Origin of the sequence: Naumannella halotolerans, from assembly GCF_004364645.1 — a bacterium.
In the GTDB taxonomy this organism is placed as follows: domain Bacteria; phylum Actinomycetota; class Actinomycetes; order Propionibacteriales; family Propionibacteriaceae; genus Naumannella; species Naumannella halotolerans.
Window position 1 is genome coordinate 59,480 of record NZ_SOAW01000003.1, and the last position, 22,243, is coordinate 81,722.

A 22,243-nucleotide genomic window follows, 5' to 3' on the forward strand; every position below is an offset into this window, starting at 1 on the left:
CCTAGAGCAGCGGCCGGGTGGGCGGTGCGGGTTCGGCCGGATGGGTGGACGGCAGCGGCTCCTCCTTCGCCGCGGTGGCCGACTCCCGGTCGGGGATCTCGTAGCGTGGGCCCATGCCTCGTACCATCGCCGACCTGACACCGGATGCACTCGCCTTCCTCGCCGAGCGGCACCTGGGAGTGGTGACCACCCTGCGGGCCGACGGCAGCCCGCAGGTGGTGGCGGTCGGGTTCACCTACGATCCGGAATCGGGGCTGGCGCGGGTGATCACCTCGGGCGATTCGTCCAAGGTGCGCAATGCCGAGCGACGGACCTGGGCGGTGCTGAGCCAGGTCGACGGCCGCCGCTGGCTGAGCCTGGAGGGGACGGCCCGGGTACTGACCGATCCGTCGGCGGTGGCTGATGCCGAAGCCCGGTACGCGCAGCGCTACCGCGTACCCCGGCCGAATCCGAAGCGGGTGGTGATCGAGGTGACGATCGAGCGGGTGCTGGGGTCGCGGATGCTGTTCGAGGAGGGACCGGGCATCGTCAGCAGGTGATCATGGACGAAGTCCGTCACCGATCACGTCGCCGGCAACACCGTCAATCCGTGCGGCTGGTTGTTCAGCCGCTCGCAGCCGTCGGCCGTGACCACCACGATGTCCTCGATCCGGGCACCCCATTCACCGGCGTGATAGATCCCCGGTTCCACCGAGAACGCCATCCCGGGCTCCACCGCCAGGGTGTTCCCGGCGACGATGTAGGGCGCCTCGTGCACCGACAGGCCGATCCCGTGGCCGGTGCGGTGGGTGAAGAACTCCTCGAGACCGGCCCTTCGCAGACTCTCCCGGGCGCGCGCATCGATCGCCTCGGCGCTGATCCCGGGTCGGACCGCGGCGACCGCCGAGGCCTGGGCCTCCTCCAGTGCCGCGATCTGTGCGGCGATCGCCGGATCGGGTGCACCGATGCTGTAGGTACGGGTGCAGTCGGAGTTGTAGCCACTGGGCAGCGGACCACCGATGTCGACCACCACGATGTCACCGTTGTTGATCACCCGGTCCGAGACCTCGTGGTGCGGGTCGGCGCCGTTCGGCCCGGAGCCGACGATCACGAAGTCGGCCCGGGCATGTCCCTCGGCGACGATCGCGGAGGCGATGTCAGCGCCGACCTCCCGTTCGGTCCGGCCGGCGCGCAGCCACCGGGCCATGCCGGCGTGCACCCGGTCGATCGCCGCCCCGGCTTCGCGGAGCTGGGCGATCTCGGACTCGTCCTTGCGCATCCACAACTGGCTGAGCAGAGGGGTCGCCGAGACCGCCGGGGCTGCCAGCCGGGTGTTCAGCGGGATCAGGTGCAGTGCCGGCATCGCATCGGTGACGGCGGCGGTCGCGGGCGTGCCCAGCGCATCGAGCACCAGCGCGTACGGATCGGCGCCGTCGATCCAGTCGAGGACCGGCAGACCGAGTGTGGTCACCGCACCGGTCCGCCAGGCCCCGAGTTCCAGATGGGGTACGACCAGCGAGGCCGGGCGACCGTCGGCGGGGATCACCAGGCAGGTCAGCCGTTCGAAGGATTCGGCCTCCGAACCGACCAGATAGCGCAGGTCGGCGCCGGGGGTCACCAAGAGCCCGGCCAGGCCGGCCCCGGCTGCCAGGGATGCGGCGCGTTCCAGTCGGCGGCCGAACACGGAGGGGTCGAGGACGCTGCTCATGGCACGACTGTAGCCATCGGCGCTCACTGCGCCGGGGGCCCCGGCCGAGGGTCTCCTCGGTGGGTCCACCGGCGTCGGGCAGAACCCGGGTTCAGCGCGGGATCTGCGGGTCCTCGGTGAAGGACAACCCGACCTGATCGGCGCAGGCCTGCAGGATCTTCATCACCGACACGGTGTCGGACAGCGGCATGATCGCCGACTCGGTCCGGCCGGCGCGGATCGACTCGGTGACCTCGACCAGCTCGTGGTAGTAGCCGCCGCCGATGGGCGGATGCTCGTGGTGCTGGTCGGCCCGGCCGGTCCAGTTCATGTGGTGCACGATGAACCGATCGGGGTGGTGGAACCGGGGCGGGATCTCGATCCAACCCTCCGTACCCAGGATCGCCGCCCGCCCCGGCCCGGCGTTCTCGATCGAGCAGTAGAGCGAGGCGAGCAGCCCGTCGGAGTAGCCGAGCTGGATGCTGGTGGAGGCATCCACACCGTTGTCGTAGTGGCTGGCGGCGGCGACCACGCTTTCGGGGTCACCGAGGAAGTACTGAGCCAAGGAGACCGGGTAGACCCCCAGGTCGAGCAGGGCCCCGCCGGCGGTCGACGGCTCGAACAGTCTGTGCCCGGCCTGGAAGGGACGGCCGAGGCACAGATCGGCCTGCACCCCGCGTACCTCACCGATCGCGCCGCTGTCGACCAGCTCGACGATCTTCACGATCGCCGGCAGGAAGCGGGTCCACATCGCCTCCATGACGAAGCGGTCGTGTTTCCGCGCCGCCTCGACGATCGCCATCGTCCCGTCCAACGTCGCGGTGAAGGCCTTCTCCACCAGCAGATGCTTCCCGGCGGCCAGCGCGGCCTCGGCGATCGCCTGGTGCTGGGCGTGCGGGGTGGCGATGTAGAGGACGTCGACCTCGGGGGAGTGGATCAGCTCGTCGTAGCTGCCGTAGGCGATCGGCGTACCGCTCGCCCCCTCGTCATCGGCATGGTCGTCGATGAACGCCTGCGCCCGCTCGGCCGAGCGGGAACCGACCGCGGTGAGGGTGGCATTGGGTACCAGCGCCAGGTCGCGGACCAGGTTGTTGGCGATGCTCCCGGGCCCGACGATGCCCCAGCGGACGGTTTCGATGCTCATGGCTTCTGCCTAGAGGACTGCGGCGGTCCGGTCAAGTCCGCAAGTGGTACGAAGACCCGTCGTGGCCCTGCTGATCGTGAGACGATCCGAGAATGCCGCGGCCGTTCACGCTGATCCAGCTCCGCTACTTCCAGGCCGTGGCGCGGGCGCAGAGCATCACCACGGCAGCGGCGCGGCTGGAGGTCTCGCAGTCGACGGTCTCCACCGCGATGGCCGAGCTGGAACGCGCGCTCGGGGTGGAGCTGTTCATCCGTCGCCGGAACCGCTCGGTCGTGCTGTCGCCGATGGGGCGACGGCTGTGGTCCAACATCGACATCTTCCTCGAACAGGCAGATGCTCTCTACGAGACCGCACAGGGAATCCGTGACGACGAGGTCTCCGGGTTGCTGCGGATCGCCGTCTTCAGCCCGATCGCCCCGTTCCGGGCACCGGAGATCGTGGCCGCTTATGAGCACCGGTTCCCGCGGGTGCGGCTGGAGGTGGGGGAGGGTGATCTGGCCGAGTTGCAGGAACTGCTGATGTCGGGTGATTGTGAGCTCGCCCTGGCCTATGACCTGGATCTGCCGGCCGGTTTCGATCGGACCGTGGTCGCCCGGATCCCACCGCATGTGCTGGTTCCCCATGATCACCCGGCCGCCCGGGCAGGGAAACCGGTCAGACTCACCGACTTCGACGACGAACCGTTGATCGCCCTGGGGTTGCCGCATTCGCGTGAGTACTACGAACGGCTGTTCGCCCAACTGGGGATGGAGCCCAAGGTGCGGCACCGGTTCCGCAACTACGAGACCGTCCGGGCCTTCGTCGCCGCCGGTCACGGCTGGACCGTGCTCAATCAACGGGTTCCCTCGATCGGCGGTGCCACCCAGCCGGTGGCCCTGGAGATCGTGGAGGAGCTGCCGCCGGTGGAGGTGGTGCTCGCACGACCGGCCGGTGTGACGCTGACCCGCCGGGCCGAACGTTTCGTCGAGGTCTGTGCCGAGCTGTACGCCGATCGTTGGCCCGCCTACTGACCGGCCGCGGCACGGGCTGTTGACCGGTCTCGGCGGTCGGCATCGATGTCTTCGATGGCCCGGCAACGGCTGTCTCGATCGGACTTCATCGAAGGGCAACCCGGAAACGCTGGCGGCCCCCCGCGGTTGGGACGACGATGTCGGTATGACAAACCCCTCGTTGGCCGCACGACCGACACGTGCGACGACTGTGCAGAAGAAGGTGCTGCTGGGTGGCAGCGTCGGGCAGTTCATCGAGTTCTACGACTTCACCCTGTACGGGTTGACGGCGGTGATCTTCTCCACCCACTTCTTCCCCCAGGGCGATGCGCTGACGGGGCTGCTGGTGGTTTTCGCCACCTTCGGCGTCGCCTTCGTCTGCCGTCCCCTGGGCGGACTCTTCTTCGGCGCCCTGGGTGACCGGATCGGTCGACGGCGCACTCTGGCCATCACGCTCTTCCTGGTCGGCGGGGCAACCACCTTGATCGGGTTGTTGCCCACCTTCCATCAGGTCGGGTGGCTGGCGCCGGTGCTGCTGGTGCTGTGCCGTTTGGCACAAGGGTTCTCCGCCGGCGGAGAATCGGTCGGCGGGCCCTCCTTCGTCTTCGAGCACGCCCCGGTGGCCCGTCGCGGGTTCTGGATCAACATCACCCTGGCCGCGACCGCCCTGCCCTCGGTGGTCGCCGGCGGCTTGATCCTGGCCCTGAGCACCGGCCTCAGCGATGCCGCCTTCGATTCCTGGGGCTGGCGGGTGCCGTTCCTGCTGGCCCTGCCGCTGTCGGCCTTCGGTGTCTGGATCAGGTCCCAGACCGAGGAGTCGGAGGTGTTCAAGGAGGCCGTCGCCGAGCGAGGTGAGGAGTTCAGCCCGATCCGCGAGTCACTGGCCAAGAACTGGCGGCAGATGCTGCAGGTGATCTTCGTGATGGGGCTGACCGCGATGGGCTTCTACTTCCTCTCGGCCTACTTCGTCACCTACATCCAGACCGCCGGCAACCTGAGCCGGGAACAGGCATTGCTGACCAATGCTCTGGCGATGACCAGTTACGCGATCCTGTTGCCGGTCGGCGGGTTGATCGGTGACCGGGTGGGGCGCAAGCCGATGATCATGATCGGGTCGGCGGTGCTGGCGGTGATCTCCATCCCGGTGTTCACCATGGTCACCAGCGGCAACTTCGGGTTGGCCCTGTTGGGGCAGGCGATCTTCGTGGTCGGCCTGTGCCTCTACGGCGGTGGCTGCTACACCTTCTTCGTCGAGATCTTCAACACCCGTACCCGATTCACCTCCACGGCGATGAGCTACAACGTCGCCTATGCACTCTTCGGTGGCACCGCCCCGTTCGTCGGGACAGCCCTGGTCGGAGCGACCCAGGTCGCCTCCTCGCCCGGCTACTACATGGCGGCAGCAGCAGTTGCGGTGTTCTTGTTGATCATCCTCACCCGGGTCCCGGAGACCCGCGGTAGGCAGGGCTGATGACCGGGCAGGTGACGACCGACAGCACCACCGCAGAGGCCGAGCTGCTCGCGCTCGGCGCCCTGCAGGTACGGCAGCGCTTCGTGGACCGAGAGCTGTCGCCGGTGGAATACCTCGAGGTGTTGCAGCGCCGGGTGGACGAACTCGAACCCGCGATCAACGCCACCACCGAACAGTTATGGGAACAGGCGCGTACCGAGGCGGCCGAGGCCGAACGGGTCTACCGATCGGCGGCCGCGGGTGAGCACGACGGTCCGTTGCCGCCACTGCTGGGACTGCCGGTCGCGACCAAGGAGAAGCACGCCCTCGCTGGTCACACCCTGTCGCAGGGGTTGTCCTTCGACGCCGCACGGGTGGCGGGGGCCGACAACGACCTGGTGGCCCGGATCCGGTCGGCGGGGGGAATCGTGCATCTGCGTACCGCCAGCCCGGAGTTCAGCTGCGCCACCTTCACCCACAGCCCGCTGTGGGGTGTCACCCGCAACCCGTGGAACCACGATCGCTCACCCGGAGGGTCCTCCGGAGGCGCCGGGGCTGCCCTGGCAGCGGGTTTCACCCCCTTGGCCACCGCATCCGACATCGCCGGATCCACCCGGTTGCCGGCGGCGTTCACCGGCACGGTGGGCTACAAGGCACCGTACGGCCGGATCCCGGGGGCTCCGCCGCTGTCGCTCGACACCTACCGTGGTGACGGGCCGATGGCACGCAGTGTTGCCGATACCGCACTGCTCGCCTCGGTGATGGCCGGCCTCAGCCCGGTTGATCACTCCTCGTTGCCGAATCCGATGTCGACCACCGACTGGTTGCAGGCGAGCCGACCGGTCGATCTCCGCGGGATCCGGGTGGCGCTCTCGGTGAGGCTCGGGGACTATCCGGTGGAATCGGCCGTCGCGGCAGCGACCACCGGGCTGGCCGGGAAGCTCGCCGAGGCCGGGGCCGAGGTGGTCGAGGTGCAGCTGCCCTGGACCACCGAGCGGACCCGGGAGACCTCGTTCACCCACTTCGGGCATCTGCTCGTACCGGCCATGCGGGAAGCCACCGCGGGGCACACCCGCGAGCTCGCCGAGTACACCAGGCGGTTCATGGAGGATGCCGAAGCCACGGTCGCCCGCCGGAGCTTCTACGAAGGGGTGCAGCTGGAGGCGCAGTTGCAGTCCGAGCTGGCCACCGCGATGGCGGGATTCGACGTCTTGTTGTGTCCCACGTCGGCGGTCGGTTCACTGGCGGCCGACGGACAGTACCTGGACGGGATCGATGTCGGCGGTGTCCACCTGCAGCACTACTGGGAGGCCCACATGACCTCGCCGTTCAACATCGCGAATCGCTGCCCGGTGTTGGCCGTCCCCTCCGGGGTCGGTGACCTCGGTGTCCCCACGGGGGTGCAGCTGGTCGGTCATCCCCATGACGACAGGACCGTGCTGGGTGTGGGTGCGGCCATCGAGCAACTGCAGCCCTGGCAGCCACTGGCGCCGTGACCTCAGGGGCCGCCGATCCGGCCCGGTCCCTCGGGGTCCTGCCGCGGGTGCCGGCGCCGATCCCGGTCGTGCTCCTCGTGCACACCGAACAGCCGGAACAGCACCGGGGTGAAGAACATCGGCATCAGCATCAACCACCACAGGTGCCAGCCGAAGATGAAACAGGCGAGGATCGCGATCGGCCACAGGGAGCCGATCACGGCCTGGCCGATCCGCGGGCCGAGACGGTCCTCGGTGCTCGGCGGGGCCACGGCATCGGCTCGGGCGAGGGGCACGACCTGTTGCCCGGGTCGCTCACCGGGGAGATCGTCGAACAGCGGCAGCAGGTCGGCGTTGGTCCTGGCCGAGAGCGCCTTGGTCATCCGCTCGTCGAACTCCTCCTGATCGAGGCGACCGGCGGCCAGGTGCTCCTGCAGGAGCGCCACCGCCTGATCACGCTCGGCATCGCCGATGCGCTTGGCGTTCTCCTCAGCCACGGTGCCTCCGACCGTCGTCTCCTGCTCATTGCAGCCTAGCTCCGTCTGGGAAGAGTGAGCTGTGAAGGCGGGAGCCAGACAAACGTCACACTCGATCCGGACAGCTCCGTCGCCGACCGCGCAGCCGCGCGATCGGGAGGGCCTGACGGTGGAACGAGTGTGACGCTTGTTTGGTTCGGACCTGCGGGTCGCCGTCGGCTGCTCGGTCCGGGCCCACCGCTGCCCTCGCGTCCGCGGCGCGGTCGGGTATCGGCACAGGGCCCGGGGGAACTACAGTTGCGACGGACCTGAGAGAGGGAGTTCAGAAGTGGCCCGTGTGGTGCAGAAGTTCGGTGGCTCGTCGGTGGCTGATGCCGCCAGCATCAAGCGGGTCGCCAAGCGGGTGGTGGCCAGCCGCCAGGCCGGCCACGAGGTGGTCGTCGTCATCTCCGCGATGGGCGACACCACCGACGAGCTGCTCGATCTGGCCAATCAGGTCTCCCCACAGCCGCCGCAGCGCGAACTCGACATGCTGTTGACCGCCGGCGAGCGGATGAGTGCGGCTCTGCTGGCGATGGCGATCAACGACCTCGGGTTGCAGGCACGCTCCTTCACCGGGTCCCAGGCCGGTGTGATCACCACCGGGGTCCACGGCAATGCCCGGATCCTGCAGATCACCCCCGGCCGGATCGAGAGCGCCGTCGACGAGGGTGACATCGTCATCGTGGCCGGGTTCCAAGGGGTCAGCCAGGACACCAAGGATGTGACCACGATCGGGCGAGGTGGATCCGACACCACCGCGGTCGCCCTGGCTGCCGCGCTGGGCGCCGACTTCTGCGAGATCTACACCGACGTCGACGGGGTCTTCACCGCCGACCCGCGGATCGTCCCGGCGGCTCGGCGGATCCCGAGGATCAGCTATGAGGAGATGCTGGAGATGGCAGCCTGTGGCGCCAAGATCCTGCACCTGCGCTGCGTGGAGTACGCCCGTCGGGAGAACGTACCGGTCCACGTGCGCTCATCGTTCAACAACCTCGACGGCACCTGGGTGACCGACATCGACGAAGAGGACAACTCCATGGAACAGGCCATCATTTCCGGCGTCGCCCACGACCGCAGCGAAGCCAAGATCACCATCGTCGGCGTACCGGACCGGATCGGCGAGGCCTCGAAGATCTTCAGCGCGGTCGCCGACGCCGAGATCAACATCGACATGATCGTGCAGAACGCCTCGGAGGTGAGCACGGCGAAGACCGACATCTCCTTCACCCTGCCCGAGTCCGACGGCAAGCGGGCGGTTGCGGCGCTGAACGCGATCGCCGAGGACGTCGGGTTCGACAACGTGCTCTACGACGACCAGATCGGCAAGGTCTCGGTGATCGGCGTCGGCATGCGTACCCACCCCGGGGTGACGGCGAGGTTCTTCGGCGCGCTCGCCGAGGCGGGGGTGAACATCGGCATGATCTCCACCTCCGAGATCCGGATCTCGGTGGTGGTCGATTCGGCCGAGGTCGATCAGGCGGTACGGGCGGCGCACACCGCCTTCGGTCTGGACAGTGACACCGAGGCCGTGGTCTACGCCGGAACGGGGCGCTGATCATGGACTGGGCAGATGCCCTGGCATCGCAGCTCCCCAGCATCGTCCTGCTGCTGGTGGTGATCGGCTGTCTGGTGGCGGTGATCAAACTCGCCGTCCCGGGCGCTCCGCGGACCTTCGGTGCGGTCGGGTTCGGTGTGATCATCCTCGCCGAGGTCACCGGCCTGGTCGGTCAAGTGATCGGTCTGGCGCTGATGGGCCAGGGAGGGCAGCTGGCCTCGGTGGCGCTGGTGACCGGGTTGTCCAGCGGCATCGCAACGATCCTGATCGCAATCGGGTTCATCCTCGTGACCGTCGCACTGGTCATCGGCCACAAGCAGCCGCGTGCCGGGGCGCCGATCCCGGACGCAGAATCCCCCCGGGTCAGCCGGAAGCAGGCACGCGGGGCGGACGGATCCGATCCGCGAGCCTGAGCGAGGCGAAACAGCGAACGGGCCCGGTGGAGTGATCCACCGGGCCCGTTCGGTGTACGAAGTCGCCGACGATCAGACGCCGACGATCAGCTCCGGTTCGGTCTTCTCGACGATCTCCTCGGTACTCACCCCGGGCGCGGTCTGTACCAGCTTCAGGCCCTCGGCGGTGACATCGATGACCCCGAGGTCGGTGATGATCCGCTCCACCATTCCCTTGCCGGTGTAGGGCAGCGAACACTCCTCGACGATCTTGAAGCTGCCGTCCTTGGCGACATGCTCCATCAGCACGATCACTCGCTTGGCACCGTGGACCAGGTCCATCGCACCACCCATGCCCTTGACCATCTTGCCCGGGATCATCCAGTTGGCGATGTCGCCGTGGCGGGAGACCTGCATCGCACCGAGGATCGCGATGTCGATCTTGCCGCCGCGGATCATCCCGAACGAGGTCGCGGAATCGAAGATCGAGGCGCCACGGCGCAAGGTGACGGTCTCCTTGCCGGCGTTGATCAGGTCGGCATCCTCCTCCCCCTCGAAGGGGTAGGCGCCAACACCGAGCAACCCGTTCTCCGACTGCAGCACCAACTCGACGTCGTCATCGACGTAGTTCGGCACCAGGGTCGGCAGACCGATGCCCAGATTCACATAGCTGCCATCGACGAGCTCCGAGGCCGCTCGAGCAGCCATCTCCTCACGGGTCCAGCTCACTTCGTACCCCCTTCGGCCTCGCCGCTGTCCGGTCGTGGCCGGACCGTCCGTTTCTCGATCATCTTGTCCGCAGCCTGTTCGGGGCTCAGCGCCACCACCCGGTGCACGAAGACGCCGGGGGTGTGGATCTCGTTCGGGTCGAGTTCACCGGGTTCGACCAGTTCCTCCACCTCGGCGATGGTCACCCGGCCGGCCATCGCAGCCGGCGGATTGAAGTTCTGTGCCGAGGCACGGTAGATCAGGTTGCCGTGCCGGTCGCCCTTCCAGGCGTGCACCAGGGCGTAGTCGGCGACCAGCGCCTCCTCCAGGACGAACTCCTTCGGGCCCTCGGCGGTCTCGAAGGTACGCGTCTCCTTCGGCGGTGAGGCGATCGCCACATTGCCCTCGGAGTCGTAGCGCCAGGGCAGGCCCCCCTCGGCGATCTGGGTACCGGCACCGGTGACGGTGTAGAAGGCAGGGATACCGGAACCGGCGGCGCGAAGGCGCTCGGCCAGGGTTCCCTGCGGGGTCAGCTCCACCTCCAGCTCGCCGCTGAGGTACTGCCGGGCGAACTCCTTGTTCTCCCCGACATAGGAGGCGACCACTCGCGCGATCCGATGTTCGCCGAGCAGTCTGCCCAGTCCGCGGCCGTCGACACCGCAGTTGTTGGACACGACCTCCAGATCGGTGGCGCCGGTGTCGAGCAGCGCCTTGATCAGGGTCTCCGGTACTCCGCACAGGCCGAATCCGCCGACTGCCAGGCGTGATCGGTCCCCGATGTCAGCGACGGCTTCTGCGGCCGTCGGGACAACTTTGTCCATGGTGATCTCCCTTCCGGCGCTGAGCCTAGACCGCCGGCGCGGTTGATCGACACCCGGGTGCTCAGTTCGTCGGCAGCCGATTCCGCCGGCTCAGCGCCAGCAGTTTCGCGGGTTCATTGGTGATGATCCCGTCGGCTCCGGCATCGAGCAGGCGTCGCATGTCGGCGGTCTTGTCCACCGTCCAGACGCATACCTGCAGACCGTGGCGGTGCGCATTGTCGATCAGCGACCGGTCGGTGGCGCCGAGGCGGGGGTTCAGCTGGTCGGCCCAGCTGGACAGCGACTCGATCAGCTTGCTGCTCGGGCGACTGTTGCACAGGGCCCCGAGTCGCACGCCTTCACCGGCCAGGGGAGCGTACCGGCCCCGCAGCCAGTCGAGGTCGAAGGCCTGGATCACCAACCGCCCGTCGGCAATCGCGTGCTGTGCGGCCGGACTGGCGGTGAGGATGTCGGCGAGTTCGTGCTCGACCGGGTACTTCTCCGAGGTCTGCTTGATCTCGATCTGCATCCCGGCCCGGGGACCGATGGTCTCCAGCCACTGCGTCAGGGTCGGCACCCGCTGGTCGGCATAGGCCACGTCGAACCAGGACCCGGCGTCCAGGCTCTGCAACTGGGCCAGGGTCAGCTCGGAGATGTTCCACGGCCGCAACCGGGGCAGGACCGCGGAGACATTGGTGGTCCGCCCGGCGGTCGGATCATGGATCACCACCAACTCACCGTCGGCGGTCCGCTGGACGTCGCATTCGATCAGTTCGGCACCGTGGGCGATACCGAGTTCGGCAGCGGCCAAGGTGTTCTCCGGGGCCAGTGCGCTGGCGCCGCGGTGGGCGATGATGGCACTCGATGCAGGTGCCGTCGATCCGGATCCGGTCACGATCATCCCAACTCTCGGGTTCTGCTCGGCTGCTGCGAGCACCTGTGACGCTAGCGGTACTCACCCAACGTACGGTAACCACAACGTTAAGGTCATCGGCCGCGGGAAAGGCGACTGCGTGGGTGTCGGGCCGGGACGAGGGGCGCCATCGCAGGATCGCCCCGGGAACGACGAACGCCGCCCCGGAGGACGGCGTCGTGATGTGGTCGGGGTGACAGGATTTGAACCTGCGACCTCTTCGTCCCGAACGAAGCGCGCTACCAAGCTGCGCCACACCCCGATGCCCTCGCGGGCACCGCAAGATCCTAGCTCACTGTGGCCCTCGGCAGCCAATCGGCGAGGGCAGGTCACCCTACGGGCTCCCGTACCCATCCGTTCCGCAGTACCTGCACCCATGGCGGGGCGATGGGTGCACCTCCTGCGGAACGGATCGGTACGCCCTCAGCGCGGGACCAGGGTGAGCAGTGTCGCCTCCGGCGGGCAGGCGAAGCGGTACGGCGCGAAGGGCGACATGCCGAGACCGGCCGAGACGTGCAACAGCGAGGTCCAGCCGGGACGAGTGTGGGTCGACAAACCCTTCACCCGGTCGCGGTCGATGTCGCAGTTGGTGATGATCGCGCCGAAACCGGGGATGCAGACCTGTCCGCCATGGGTGTGGCCGGAGAAGATCAGGTCCACCCGGTCGTCGGTCAGCGCATCCAGCAGTCGTTGGTACGGGGCGTGGCACAGCGCCAGCTCCAGCGCCTCGGGATCGCGCCGCCCGGCCACCGCCGGGTAGTCGTCGAGTTCGATGTGGGGGTCGTTCACCCCGCGCAGGCGAATCGGCACCCCCTTGATCTCAAGTTCACCGCGGGCATTGTTCAGGTCCAGCCAACCGGCGTCGACGAAGGCATCGCGCATCGGGCGCCACGGCAGTTCACGCTCCGCCGGTGGGGTCTCCTCGTCGGTGGTGTGGTGGGCATTGGAGGAGGCGAGCAGATAGCGCAGGGGATTGCGGAAGACCGGCGCCAGATAGTCGTTGGAGCCGAAGACGAAGGCACCCGGAACTCCCAGCAGACCGGAGAGGGTCTCGACCACTTTGTGCGGCACCGGCGCGGACAGGTTGTCACCGGTGTTGATCACCAGATCCGGCTGCAACCGGGCCAGGGAGGAGACCCAGTCCATCTTGTGTCGCTGGTTGGCGGTCAGATGAAGATCGGAGATGTGCAGGACCCGCAACTCCGGCGAGCCTGGGGGCAGGCAGTGGGCGACGGCGTGCCGTAGGTGGAACCGACGAGGTTCGACCAGGGCGCCGTAGGCGAAACATGCGCTGCCGGCTCCGAGCAGGAGACCGGCGGCGCCGAGTGAGCGCTTCAACGATCAGTTGCCGCCGTTGTCGGACGGTGTGTCACCGTTGTCGTCGTCCTTCTTCTCGTCTTCCTTCTTCTTGTCCTCTTCCTCCTGCTTCTTCTTCTCTTCTTCCTTCTTCTTGTCCTCTTCCTCCTGCTTCTTCTTCTCTTCTTCCTTCTTCTTCTCGTCGGAGTCGTCGTTCGTCTCCGGCGCGGGCTTCGGTGCAGGCTTCGGGCCCTTCGAGTACTGCAGGTTGACCGTCGAGCCGACCTTCGCCTCACCGGAGCCGGCGACCCCGAGGTAGGTACCGGCCGCCGCACTGCTGTAGACCTGTGTCTGGCCGACATTGAATCCCGCCGCCTGCAGCTTGGCCCGGGCCTCCGAAGCGCTCAGCCCACTGGTGTCGGGAATCGGTACGTTCTTGCCCTCGATATTGGTGCGTGGCGGAGCCTGGAAGTTCGTCTTCGGCTTGTCCTTCAGCGCCTCGGCCATCGCGGACTTGTAGATCTGACCCGCGTCGCCACCACCGGAGCCGGCCAGGTAGACGCCGCTGTCGGGCAGGCTGAGCCCCTTCAGGCTCTGGTTGCGATCGGCCCAGAACGGGTTGGTCTTGTCGATCGCGATCATCGCCGAACCGGCGACCTCGGGGGTGTAGCCGGCGAACCAGACCGAGGCATTGCTGTCGGTGGTGCCGGTCTTGCCCGCCTGCGGGTAACCGCCGGGGATCGTGGCCGGCGCGCCGGTGCCGTTCATCACGCCCTGCAGCAGGGAGGTGACGGCGTCGGCGACGCCCTCGTCGATCACCTGCTTGCAGTTCGCGTCCGGCACCTTCACGTCGTCACCGTTGGCGTCCTTCATCGACTTGATGATCACCGGATCACAGTGCTTGCCGCGGGCGGCCAGGGTGGCATAGGTCTCGGTCACCGAGATCGGCGTCACCTCGGCCACACCGAGGGTCATCGAGGCGTCGGCATCGAAGCCGTAATCACGTCCGGCCGGCTCGACGAAGGTGCCGCCCGGGGCGTACTTCAAACCGAGTTTGTCGGCCATCTGGGCAGTCGCACAGCCGCCGGCGTTGATCTCCAGCTGCACGAAGTAGGTGTTCACCGAGTAGGCCATCGCCTGCCGCATGTTGAACGTACCGCTGCGGGTGGAGTTGGCCGGTTTGTAGTCACCGACGGTGGCCGGGCCGTTGCAGGTCTCCAGTACCTGGCCCTGGAACTGCTTGCGAGACGGGGAGGCGTAGGTGGCATTCAGCGGAATGCCCTTGTCCACCGCGGCAGTGGCCGTGATCGGCTTGAAGGTCGACCCCATCTGGTAGCCCTCGGCACCGCCCATCTCGGTCGCGGCGGCGTAGTTGTAGAAGGTCTGGCCATCACCGTCACCCATCTCCGGACGGGACTGGGCCATGGAGATGATCAAACCGGTACCCGGCTGCATCTGGGTCATCACCCCCAGCACCGGATCCTTCGAACCGACCATGTTCGCCACGGCGGCCTCGGCCGCATCCTGGGCATCGGGATCGATCTCGGTCTGGATCTCCAACCCGCCACGCTTGAGCAGGTTCTCCCGATCCTCCGGCGTCTCGCCGTACATCGGGTTCGTGGTGATCGTCTTCTTCACGTAGTCACACAGGAACGGGTAACGCGAGTTCACACAGTCGTTGATCGGCTTGCGGATGTCGGCCGGATCATATTCCTCAGCCTTGGCCTCGTTCGCCTCCTCGACCGTGATCAGCGCGATGTCGGGCGAGGCCATCCGGTTCAGCACCACATTGCGACGCTCGATCGTGGCCTCGACATTGTTCGCCGGATCGGTCGCGGTCGGGTTCTGCACCATCCCGGCCAGCATCGCCGACTCGGCCAGGTCCAGATCCTTGGCCGACTTGTTGAAATACGTCTTCGCCGCCGCCTCGACACCATAGGCGCCCGAACCGTAGTAGGCGATGTTCAGGTACCGCTCGAAGATCTCGTCCTTCGACAGCTCACGCTCCAGCGCGATCGCGTACCGCAACTCCTGCACCTTGCGGGCGATCGTCTGCTCCTGGGCCTTGCGGATACCTTCCTCGTCGTTGTTCCGCTTGGCGATGTCGATCTGCGCCATCTTCACGTACTGCTGGGTGATCGACGAACCACCCTGGGTGTCCCCACCGCCGACATTGGTCAACAACGCCCGCAACGTACCCACCACATCCAGCGGGCCGTGCTCGTAGAACCGGTGGTCCTCGATGGCGAGCTGGGCCTCCTTCATGTACGGAGAGATCTCGTCCAGCGGCTTGTAGATCCGGTATTCCTCATAGAAGTTCGCCAGAACTTCACCATTGGCCATGTACACCGATGTCCGCTGACCCTGGGCCGGGATGACCAGTTCCTCGGGCAGATCCTGCACCGTGGTGACACCTGCACGGGCGCCGGCGGTGGCCAACGCGGCGAACGGCACCATCAGTCCTGCTACCAACACCCCGCAGATCACACTGACGACACCGAACATGGACAGTGAGTACAGCAGCGAGGCGCTGCCGCCGGACCGGTTCGACATGGCGCCCAGAGTACGGGAAGGACAAGTGCAGAACCGAACCGACGAGGTTACCCGCTTCCTGAGCCGGAGGTTACAGCTTTGTGAACGAACACCAAGAATCCATATCCGACGCCTAAAGTCCTGCCCACCTTGAAGTCCGGCGAAGGGGGCGGAACCAGAGGGTTTTTTGCTCTGAACGCGAAGAGGGGAGACCGTCATGGCTCAGTTGGTCGCCGAGTGGAGTCTGCAGGCGAAGTGCGCCGGTTCGAAGGACGCACTGTTCGTCGAAGGTGCCAAGCAACGCGATGCCCGTCAGGTGTGCGCGGGATGCGATGTGCGCCGGGAGTGTCTGGCCGAGGCGCTGGACAACCGTATCGAGTGGGGGATCTGGGGCGGGATGACCGAACGTGAGCGGCGGCAGCTGCTGCGCTCGCGTACCGATGTCGCCTCCTGGAAGGCCATGCTGGTCGGCGCCGAATGAGCCGTCGGCTCGGTTGAGTTCGCTCTCAGGCTCCTCGTTCCCGGCCACCACGGCGGGGGACGAGGGGCCGTTTGCGATCCGGTCAGCGACACGCCGAAACGTTACGGAACTGCCGCGGTTCAGGCCTCCCGGCCGGTCCAGGTGGTACGGAACGCGAGCGCCCGCAACGCCGCCAGATCGCTGACATCCCGGCCGTTGTCGGGTACATAGGTCGTCGGCACCTCGGCGGTGACCGCCCGGAACCGACCCAGCAGCCGTTGTTCGGTGTCGATCTCCACCATCCGTGCCGCGTGTCGCCGCAGCGCGTACCGCTCGGCCTGCCGATCGGTGGCTGCCAGATCCTCGGCCAGCGCCTCGGCCCGGCCGGCGGACAGGTCCAGACTGCTGGCATGCACCCGGTTCACCACCACACCGGCCAGTGGCATCTGCTCCTCCTGCAGCCGCTCCACAAAGTAGGTCGCCTCCCGCAGCGCATCGGCGGTGGGACTGGCGACGACCACGAAGGTGGTGTGCGGTCCGGCCAGTGCCGCCCGGGTCCGGCGGGCGCGCTCACCGAACCCGCCGAACAGGGTTTCGAAGGCGCTGACGAAGGTCTGCACATCGGTCAGCACCTGACCGCCGAGGATCTTCGACAGCGCACCGGTGACCAGTTGCATACCGAATCCCATCACCCGCAGTGGCCCCCTGGCCGGGCTCAGCAGCAGTTTCAGCACCCGTCCGTCGAGCAGTCTGGTCAGATGTTCGGGCGCATCGAGGAAGTCGAGTGCCGAGCGGGCCGGCGGGGTGTCCACCACGATCAGGTCCCATCGACCGTCGTCTCGGGCCTGCCGGTGGAGTTCACCCAGCTTCTCCATCGCCATGTACTCCTGGGTTCCGGAGAAACTCGTGGACAGCGCGTCGTAGAACGGATTGGTCAGGATCTGTTCGGCCTTCTCCGGGCTGGCGTGAGTCAGCACCACCTCGTCGAAGGTGCGCTTCATGTCCAGCATCATCGCGTCCAGCGATCCGCCGGCGGAGGCGTCGATGGTCGCTACCGGACGCGGTGTGTTGTCCAGTTCGGCGATCCCCAGGGACTGGGCCAGGCGACGGGCCGGATCGATGGTCAGGCAGACCACCTTGCGGCCGCGCTCGGCGGCTCGCAGCGCCAGGGCGGCAGCAGTCGTGGTCTTGCCCACCCCACCCGAACCGCAGGTGATGAGTACCTCGATCGCCGGGTCGTCGAGGATTGCGTCGAGGTCCAGACCCGGGCTGTCGATGGTGGTCAACGGACGACCTCCGGGTGCCGGCCGAGTTCGGCCCGCAACCGGTCGGCGATCGCCAGCAGCGCACCCCGGTCGATCCCGCCGGGGACGACCGGAACGCTCACCAGCGGCAGGCCGAGCTCGGCCAACCGGGCGTGATGGGCCCGCTCGTCGAGGATCACCCGGGCATCGCTGGCGAATTCCTCGCGCAACGCGGTGTTGCGGTCGGCATCCAGCGCGGGCACCTGCATCGGCAGCGCACCCCGGGCAGCGGCCTGCAGGTCGGCATCGGCCATCGGGGTCTCCCGGATCCGGTTGGCGATCAGCGAACCGACCCGGATCCGGGTCGGTGCCAGATCGGTGATCGCATCCAGCGTCTCGGTGACCGGCATGTCCTCCAACAGGGTCACCAGATGCACCACCGTTGCCCGGGACCGGAACAACTGCAGGATCGAATCGGCCTGGCTACGGATCGGGCCGACCTTGGCCAACCCGGAGATGGCGGCGTGGACATTCAGGAAGGTGCCGATCCGTCCGGTCGGGGGAGCATCCAGGACCACCGCGTCGTAACTGTCGGGGCTGTTCTTCGCCCGCCGACGGACCGCCTCGTAGACCTTCCCGCTGAGCAGTACGTCACGCAACCCGGGCGCGATCGAGGTGGCGAAGTCGAAGAGCCCGAATCGGTCCATCGCCTTGGCCGCCACACCCAGCTTGTAGAACATGGCCAGGTACTCGGCCAATGCCTGCTCGGCGTCCACGTGCAGACCGTGGATCTGGCCACCGTCGGAGAGACGGGCCAGACGCGGCTCGGAGTCGCTGGGCAGCGGGTCGGTGCCGAACACCTCGGCCAACCCCTGGCGCCCCTCCACCTCACAGACCAGTACCCGGTGACCGCCGGCGGCCAGGGCGCAGGCCAGCGAGGCGGCGATGGTCGTCTTTCCCGTACCGCCCTTGCCGCTGATCACGTGCAGCTGCGGGGCCAGCAGCGACCTGTCGCTCACGGTGTCGAATCTAGCGGCTGCCTGGTGACCGATCACCCGCCACACCTGCCCAACCGGCCGAGAAGTACACGGTGGACCGCCACAGGCCCTAGTCTCGAGGCCGTGTCCGTAGGTCTTCTCGCAGTGGTCGACGACATCCTCACCGCTGCCATCAAAGCGTCCTCCAAGTCTGCCGGTGTCGTGATCGACGATGCCGCCGTCACCCCGCAGTACGTGCACGGGTTGTCCCCGGCGCGGGAGCTGCCGGTGGTCGGCAAGATCGCCCTCGGGTCGATCCTGAACAAACTCATCCTGATCATCCCGGCGGCGATGCTGCTCACCGCCTTCGCGCCCTGGGTGCTGCCCTGGTTGCTGATCCTCGGTGGTGCCTACCTGTGTTTCGAGGGTGCGGAGAAGGTGCTGGAGTGGTTCGGGTTCCACCACGGCCACGAGGACGACGAGGGCGCCCGGGACGAACGCAAACTGATCCTGGGCGCGATCCGTACCGATCTGATCCTGTCGGCGGAGATCATGTTGATCTCCTTGTCGAACATCGACGAGGGCATGGGTACGTGGACGCGTCTGGCGGTGCTGATCGCGATCGCCTTCATGATGACCGGCATCGTCTACGGCGCGGTCGCACTGCTGGTGAAGATCGACGACATCGGTTGGAAGATGACCGAGAACGAGGCGACGAAGCCACTCGGGCAGCGGCTGGTGGGTTCGATGCCGGCGGTGTTCAAGGTGATCAGCATCATCGGCACCGTGGCCATGCTCTGGGTCGGCGGGCACCTGGTGGTGGCGAATCTGGCCGAGGTAGGTTTCACCCCGCTGTACGACTTCCTGCACCTCGTCGAGGAGGCACTCGCCCCGGCCGGCGCGGTGGTCGTCTGGGTGGTCGACACCGCGATCTCGGCGGTGATCGGGTTCGTCGCCGGATTGCTGATCGTCGGTCTGGTGCTGGGCATCGGCAAGATCTTCGGCAAGCGTCCGAGCTTCAGCGAGGGTGGGCGTTCACCGCACAACGTCTCGGTCTGAGCTCCGGCGGGCGGCACCTGGGCACCATGGTCGGCGAGGGCGGCGGCCACTAGGGTGAGGCCATGACGAAGTGGGAGTACGTAACCGTGCCCGTGCTGGTCCATGCGACCAAGCAGATCCTGGACAACTGGGGTGCCGACGGTTGGGAACTGGTGCAGATCGTGCCCGGGCCCAATCCGGAGAACCTGGTGGCCTACCTGAAGCGACCGCTGGGGTCGCAGTGAGCACGCCCAGCCAGCGGCTGGCCGAACTCGGGCTGGAGTTGCCGCCGGTGGTGGCGCCGGTCGCGGCCTACATCCCGTCGACGACCAGCGGCAAGCTCGTCTTCACCTCCGGGCAGTTGCCGATGGTCGACGGTGCGCTGCCGGTGGCCGGCAAGCTCGGCGCCGAACTGGACGTCGAGACCGGGTACGCCCAGGCACGGGTCTGCGGTCTGAATGCGCTGGCGGCCCTGGCCGCCGCCGCCGGTGGCCTGGACGCAGTGGAGCGGATCGTGAAGGTGACGATCTTCGTCGCCTCCGCCCCCGACTTCACCGATCATCCGAAGGTCGGCAACGGCGCCAGTGAGCTCTTCGGCGAGGTGTTCGGCGAGAACGGCCGGCATGCGCGCAGCGCGGTCGGCGTCGCCGCCCTGCCGCTGAACGCTCCGGTCGAGGTCGAGGTCATCGGCCAGCTGGCCTGATCATGGTCTCCTCCCGGGACGTGCTGGCGCGGATTCCGCAACCCAGGTTCCCGATCCCCCGATCGGCCACCGGGTCGGTGCCACCACAGGCGGCGGCCACGGTGATGGTCGTGCGCCCGGTCGCCGAGGTCGTCCGCGGGCTGCAGGTGTGGTTGATGCAGCGCCATGCACGGATGGCCTTCGCGCCGAACATGGCGGTCTTCCCCGGGGGGAAGCTGGACCCGATCGATCGTCGGGCGCCGGATCCGCTGCGCGCCTGCGCGGTACGAGAGCTCGCCGAGGAGACCACCTTGGTCCTCGACCCCGAGCGGCTGATTCCGTGGGCACGCTGGATCACCCCGGCGATCGAACCGCGACGCTACGACACCTGGTTCTACCTGGCCGTGGTGCCGTCCGGTACGCATCTGCGTGATGTCTCCGGGGAGGCCGACGACGCGTTCTGGATCACCCCGGCCGAGGCGCTGGCCCGGTCCGAGGCGAGGACCCTCGCGCTGATGCCGCCGACCCTGGCCGGACTGCTCGAGCTCTCCGACCACGACAGCACCGAGTCGTTGCTGCGGGCCGCCGCACAGCGGGTGGTCGAACCGATCCGGCCGGTGTTCGTGGCCGACGGCGAGCAGGGCAGGTTGGAGTACCCGCCCGTACCGGCCGATGACCCCGAGTACGCGGCCCCGCTGAGCACCGAATCCGTGACCGGCGCGGAGCCGCCGACACCGGGCGAAGATCAACACCTCGGCAGTCCGGTTCCGCGGCCGGGCGATCCGAGGCGGGTCGGTCCATGATCGATCTGCTGCTCGCCCCCAACCCGGGACCGATGACCCTGGACGGCACGAACACCTACCTGCTGGGCGATCCGGGCGAACCGCGGGTGGTGGTCGACCCCGGCCCGGTCGAGGACGATCATCTCGCGGCCATCCTGGCTGCGGCGCCGGCCGGGATCGCCGAGATCTGGCTGACCCATCATCATCTCGACCACCTGGCGGCCGTCCCGGTGCTGGCCGCGGAGACCGGGGCACTGGTGCGGGCCTGGCGCACACCGACGGAGCTCGAGGTCGAGGTGGACCGGTTCGCACCACTGGCCGACGACCAGCGGCTGCCCGCGGGTGCCCGGGCGATCCACATCCCCGGCCACACCTCGGATTCGGTCGGCTTCGTCGTCGCCGATGATCCCGGACCGGTGCTGCTGACCGGTGACATGGTGCTCGGACGGGGGACGACGGTGATCACCCATCCGGACGGCGATGTCGGTGCCTATCTGGCCTCACTGGACAGGATGCGAGGGCTGGTCGACGGCGAACCCCTGGTGGCGCTGCTGCCCGGGCACGGTCCGCGGCTGGACGATCCGGCAGCGGCGCTCGACCACTATCTCCGGCACCGGCAGCAGCGGCTCGATCAGGTACGGGCGGTGCTGGCCGAGGGGGCACAGACCGCCGAGGAGGTGGTCGAGATCGTCTACGCCGAGGTGGACGCCTCGGTGAAACAGGCGGCGTTGTGGTCGGTACGCGCCCAGCTGGACTACCTGCAGGCCGAGGACTGATCGGTCAGCGGACGCGACCCTGCAACCGCCCCTTGTCCAGGATCACCACGGCCCGCGGCTCCAGCCGCAGCCAGCCGCGGGTGGCGAAATCGGCCAGGGCCTTGTTCACCGTCTCCCGGGAGGCGCCGACCAGCTGGGCCAGTTCCTCCTGGGTCAACTCGTGGCGGACGACCAGCCGGCCGTCGCGCTCCTCACCGAACCGGTCGGCCAGCTCCAGCAACTGCTTGGCGACCCGGCCCGGAACATCGGAGAAGACCAGATCGGAGACCACGTCGTTGGCCCGGCGCAGGCGGGAGGCCAGCTGACCCAGCAGCGCCCGCGAGACCTCCGGGCGACCGGTCAGCCAGGTGATCAACTCGTCATGTTCGAGGACTCGGATCTCGGAGTCGACGATGGCCGTCGCGGTGGTCGAGCGGGGGCCCGGATCGAAGGCGGAGAGTTCGCCGAACATCTGGCCCGGGCCCAGCACCGCCAACAGGTTCTCCCGGCCGGTGCTGCCATGGCGGCCGAGCTTGATCTTGCCGGACACGATCACGTGCAGTTGGTCGCCGGGGACGCCTTCATGGAAGAGCACCTCACCGCGGGCCAGCTTGACGGTGGTCATGGCCGCTGCCAATGACTCCACTGCCTCGTCATCGAGACCTGCGAACAACGGCGCCTGCCGCAAGACGTCGAGATCCACCATTCCTCCAATGTCATCGATCGGTTTCAGCGTACCGGTTCTGCACCCGTGGGCCCGGCATTCCCACCCCGGGTCAGGGACGACCGGTACCGCCGGCGAGCGTCGACTAGGCTGTCTCGGTGCCTGCAGCAGTCGTACCCAAGCCCGAGGTCGGGCTGGTACGC

General features: G+C 67.6%; 23 protein-coding genes and 1 tRNA gene. 12 read left to right on the forward strand and 12 right to left on the reverse strand.

Annotation, left to right across the window (positions count from 1 at the left end; translation table 11 throughout):
• Positions 1–113: 113 nt before the first annotated feature.
• Positions 114–539, forward strand: coding sequence for a PPOX class F420-dependent oxidoreductase (locus CLV29_RS14260; protein ID WP_133755778.1), 426 nt, complete (start codon positions 114–116; stop codon positions 537–539).
• A gap of 23 nt (positions 540–562) precedes the next feature.
• On the opposite strand, the gene CLV29_RS14265 is transcribed toward CLV29_RS14260, so the two are convergent.
• Both CLV29_RS14265 and CLV29_RS14270 read right to left on the reverse strand, forming a co-directional pair.
• Positions 563–1,687: a M24 family metallopeptidase gene (locus CLV29_RS14265; protein ID WP_133755779.1), complete on the reverse strand. Its 1,125-nt coding sequence runs from the start codon at positions 1,685–1,687 to the stop codon at positions 563–565.
• Between the two features lie 91 nt (positions 1,688–1,778).
• Positions 1,779–2,810, reverse strand: a complete 1,032-nt coding sequence (locus CLV29_RS14270; RefSeq protein ID WP_133755780.1) for a Gfo/Idh/MocA family protein — start codon at positions 2,808–2,810, stop codon at positions 1,779–1,781.
• A gap of 92 nt (positions 2,811–2,902) precedes the next feature.
• Between CLV29_RS14270 and CLV29_RS14275 the strand changes: the two genes are divergently transcribed.
• The 3 genes from CLV29_RS14275 to CLV29_RS14285 all read left to right on the forward strand — a co-directional run bounded on the left by CLV29_RS14275 (position 2,903) and on the right by CLV29_RS14285 (position 6,745).
• Positions 2,903–3,820, forward strand: a complete 918-nt coding sequence (locus CLV29_RS14275; RefSeq protein ID WP_133755781.1) for a LysR family transcriptional regulator — start codon at positions 2,903–2,905, stop codon at positions 3,818–3,820.
• A 145-nt stretch (positions 3,821–3,965) separates the two neighbouring features.
• A complete protein-coding gene (locus CLV29_RS14280; RefSeq protein ID WP_133755782.1) occupies positions 3,966–5,270 on the forward strand; it encodes an MFS transporter in 1,305 nt (434 codons plus the stop codon).
• Positions 5,270–6,745, forward strand: a complete 1,476-nt coding sequence (locus CLV29_RS14285) for an amidase (RefSeq protein WP_133755783.1) — start codon at positions 5,270–5,272, stop codon at positions 6,743–6,745. The genes CLV29_RS14280 and CLV29_RS14285 overlap by 1 nt, the downstream gene beginning before the upstream one ends.
• A gap of 2 nt (positions 6,746–6,747) precedes the next feature.
• Here the strand turns inward: CLV29_RS14285 and CLV29_RS16285 are convergent, their stop codons facing one another.
• Positions 6,748–7,221 (reverse strand): DUF1707 SHOCT-like domain-containing protein, encoded by a 474-nt coding sequence (locus CLV29_RS16285; protein ID WP_166649290.1) that lies wholly within the window; start codon positions 7,219–7,221, stop codon positions 6,748–6,750.
• 307 nt (positions 7,222–7,528) lie between these two features.
• Between CLV29_RS16285 and CLV29_RS14295 the strand changes: the two genes are divergently transcribed.
• Both CLV29_RS14295 and CLV29_RS14300 read left to right on the forward strand, forming a co-directional pair.
• Positions 7,529–8,797, forward strand: coding sequence for an aspartate kinase (locus CLV29_RS14295; protein ID WP_133755785.1), 1,269 nt, complete (start codon positions 7,529–7,531; stop codon positions 8,795–8,797).
• A gap of 2 nt (positions 8,798–8,799) precedes the next feature.
• Positions 8,800–9,210 (forward strand): hypothetical protein, encoded by a 411-nt coding sequence (locus CLV29_RS14300; RefSeq protein ID WP_133755786.1) that lies wholly within the window; start codon positions 8,800–8,802, stop codon positions 9,208–9,210.
• Positions 9,211–9,282: 72 nt separating this feature from the next.
• Here the strand turns inward: CLV29_RS14300 and CLV29_RS14305 are convergent, their stop codons facing one another.
• The 6 genes from CLV29_RS14305 to CLV29_RS14330 form a co-directional block, all read right to left on the reverse strand.
• Positions 9,283–9,918: a CoA transferase subunit B gene (locus CLV29_RS14305; protein WP_133755787.1), complete on the reverse strand. Its 636-nt coding sequence runs from the start codon at positions 9,916–9,918 to the stop codon at positions 9,283–9,285.
• On the reverse strand, positions 9,915–10,718 hold the full coding sequence (locus CLV29_RS14310) for a CoA transferase subunit A (protein ID WP_133755788.1): 804 nt from the start codon (positions 10,716–10,718) through the stop codon (positions 9,915–9,917). The genes CLV29_RS14305 and CLV29_RS14310 overlap by 4 nt, the downstream gene beginning before the upstream one ends.
• A 61-nt stretch (positions 10,719–10,779) precedes the next feature.
• Positions 10,780–11,598 carry a glycerophosphodiester phosphodiesterase gene (locus CLV29_RS14315; protein WP_133755789.1) on the reverse strand — a complete coding sequence of 273 codons (819 nt, stop codon included), beginning with the start codon at positions 11,596–11,598 and terminating at the stop codon, positions 10,780–10,782.
• Positions 11,599–11,795: 197 nt separating this feature from the next.
• Positions 11,796–11,872: transfer RNA gene (locus CLV29_RS14320), tRNA-Pro, on the reverse strand.
• 161 nt (positions 11,873–12,033) lie between these two features.
• The gene (locus tag CLV29_RS14325) at positions 12,034–12,948 is read right to left on the reverse strand and encodes a metallophosphoesterase (protein ID WP_133755790.1); all 915 of its coding nucleotides are present in this window, start codon (positions 12,946–12,948) and stop codon (positions 12,034–12,036) included.
• Positions 12,949–12,951: 3 nt separating this feature from the next.
• On the reverse strand, positions 12,952–15,459 hold the full coding sequence (locus CLV29_RS14330) for a penicillin-binding protein (RefSeq protein WP_166649291.1): 2,508 nt from the start codon (positions 15,457–15,459) through the stop codon (positions 12,952–12,954).
• Between the two features lie 196 nt (positions 15,460–15,655).
• Here CLV29_RS14330 and CLV29_RS14335 point away from each other — a divergent pair, with 196 nt between their 5' ends.
• On the forward strand, positions 15,656–15,919 hold the full coding sequence (locus CLV29_RS14335; RefSeq protein ID WP_133755792.1) for a WhiB family transcriptional regulator: 264 nt from the start codon (positions 15,656–15,658) through the stop codon (positions 15,917–15,919).
• 119 nt (positions 15,920–16,038) lie between these two features.
• Here the strand turns inward: CLV29_RS14335 and CLV29_RS14340 are convergent, their stop codons facing one another.
• On the reverse strand, positions 16,039–17,184 hold the full coding sequence (locus CLV29_RS14340; RefSeq protein ID WP_133755793.1) for an ArsA family ATPase: 1,146 nt from the start codon (positions 17,182–17,184) through the stop codon (positions 16,039–16,041).
• Positions 17,181–18,161, reverse strand: coding sequence for an ATPase BagA (gene bagA / locus CLV29_RS14345; RefSeq protein WP_243831954.1), 981 nt, complete (start codon positions 18,159–18,161; stop codon positions 17,181–17,183). The genes CLV29_RS14340 and bagA overlap by 4 nt, the downstream gene beginning before the upstream one ends.
• A gap of 102 nt (positions 18,162–18,263) precedes the next feature.
• On the opposite strand from bagA, the gene CLV29_RS14350 reads away from it, so the two are divergent.
• The 5 genes from CLV29_RS14350 to CLV29_RS14370 all read left to right on the forward strand — a co-directional run bounded on the left by CLV29_RS14350 (position 18,264) and on the right by CLV29_RS14370 (position 21,397).
• Positions 18,264–19,178, forward strand: coding sequence for a DUF808 domain-containing protein (locus CLV29_RS14350; protein WP_133755794.1), 915 nt, complete (start codon positions 18,264–18,266; stop codon positions 19,176–19,178).
• Between the two features lie 62 nt (positions 19,179–19,240).
• Positions 19,241–19,402: a Sp36 family protein gene (gene sp36 / locus CLV29_RS14355; RefSeq protein ID WP_133755795.1), complete on the forward strand. Its 162-nt coding sequence runs from the start codon at positions 19,241–19,243 to the stop codon at positions 19,400–19,402.
• On the forward strand, positions 19,399–19,860 hold the full coding sequence (locus tag CLV29_RS14360) for a RidA family protein (protein WP_133755796.1): 462 nt from the start codon (positions 19,399–19,401) through the stop codon (positions 19,858–19,860). Before sp36 ends, CLV29_RS14360 begins: the two co-directional genes overlap by 4 nt.
• Before the next feature lie 2 nt (positions 19,861–19,862).
• Positions 19,863–20,642, forward strand: coding sequence for an NUDIX hydrolase (locus tag CLV29_RS14365; RefSeq protein WP_133755797.1), 780 nt, complete (start codon positions 19,863–19,865; stop codon positions 20,640–20,642).
• Positions 20,639–21,397: an MBL fold metallo-hydrolase gene (locus tag CLV29_RS14370; RefSeq protein WP_133755798.1), complete on the forward strand. Its 759-nt coding sequence runs from the start codon at positions 20,639–20,641 to the stop codon at positions 21,395–21,397. The genes CLV29_RS14365 and CLV29_RS14370 overlap by 4 nt, the downstream gene beginning before the upstream one ends.
• A gap of 4 nt (positions 21,398–21,401) precedes the next feature.
• Here CLV29_RS14370 and CLV29_RS14375 read toward each other — a convergent pair whose 3' ends face one another.
• Positions 21,402–22,079 (reverse strand): Crp/Fnr family transcriptional regulator, encoded by a 678-nt coding sequence (locus CLV29_RS14375; RefSeq protein ID WP_133756011.1) that lies wholly within the window; start codon positions 22,077–22,079, stop codon positions 21,402–21,404.
• Positions 22,080–22,243 lie beyond the last annotated feature (164 nt).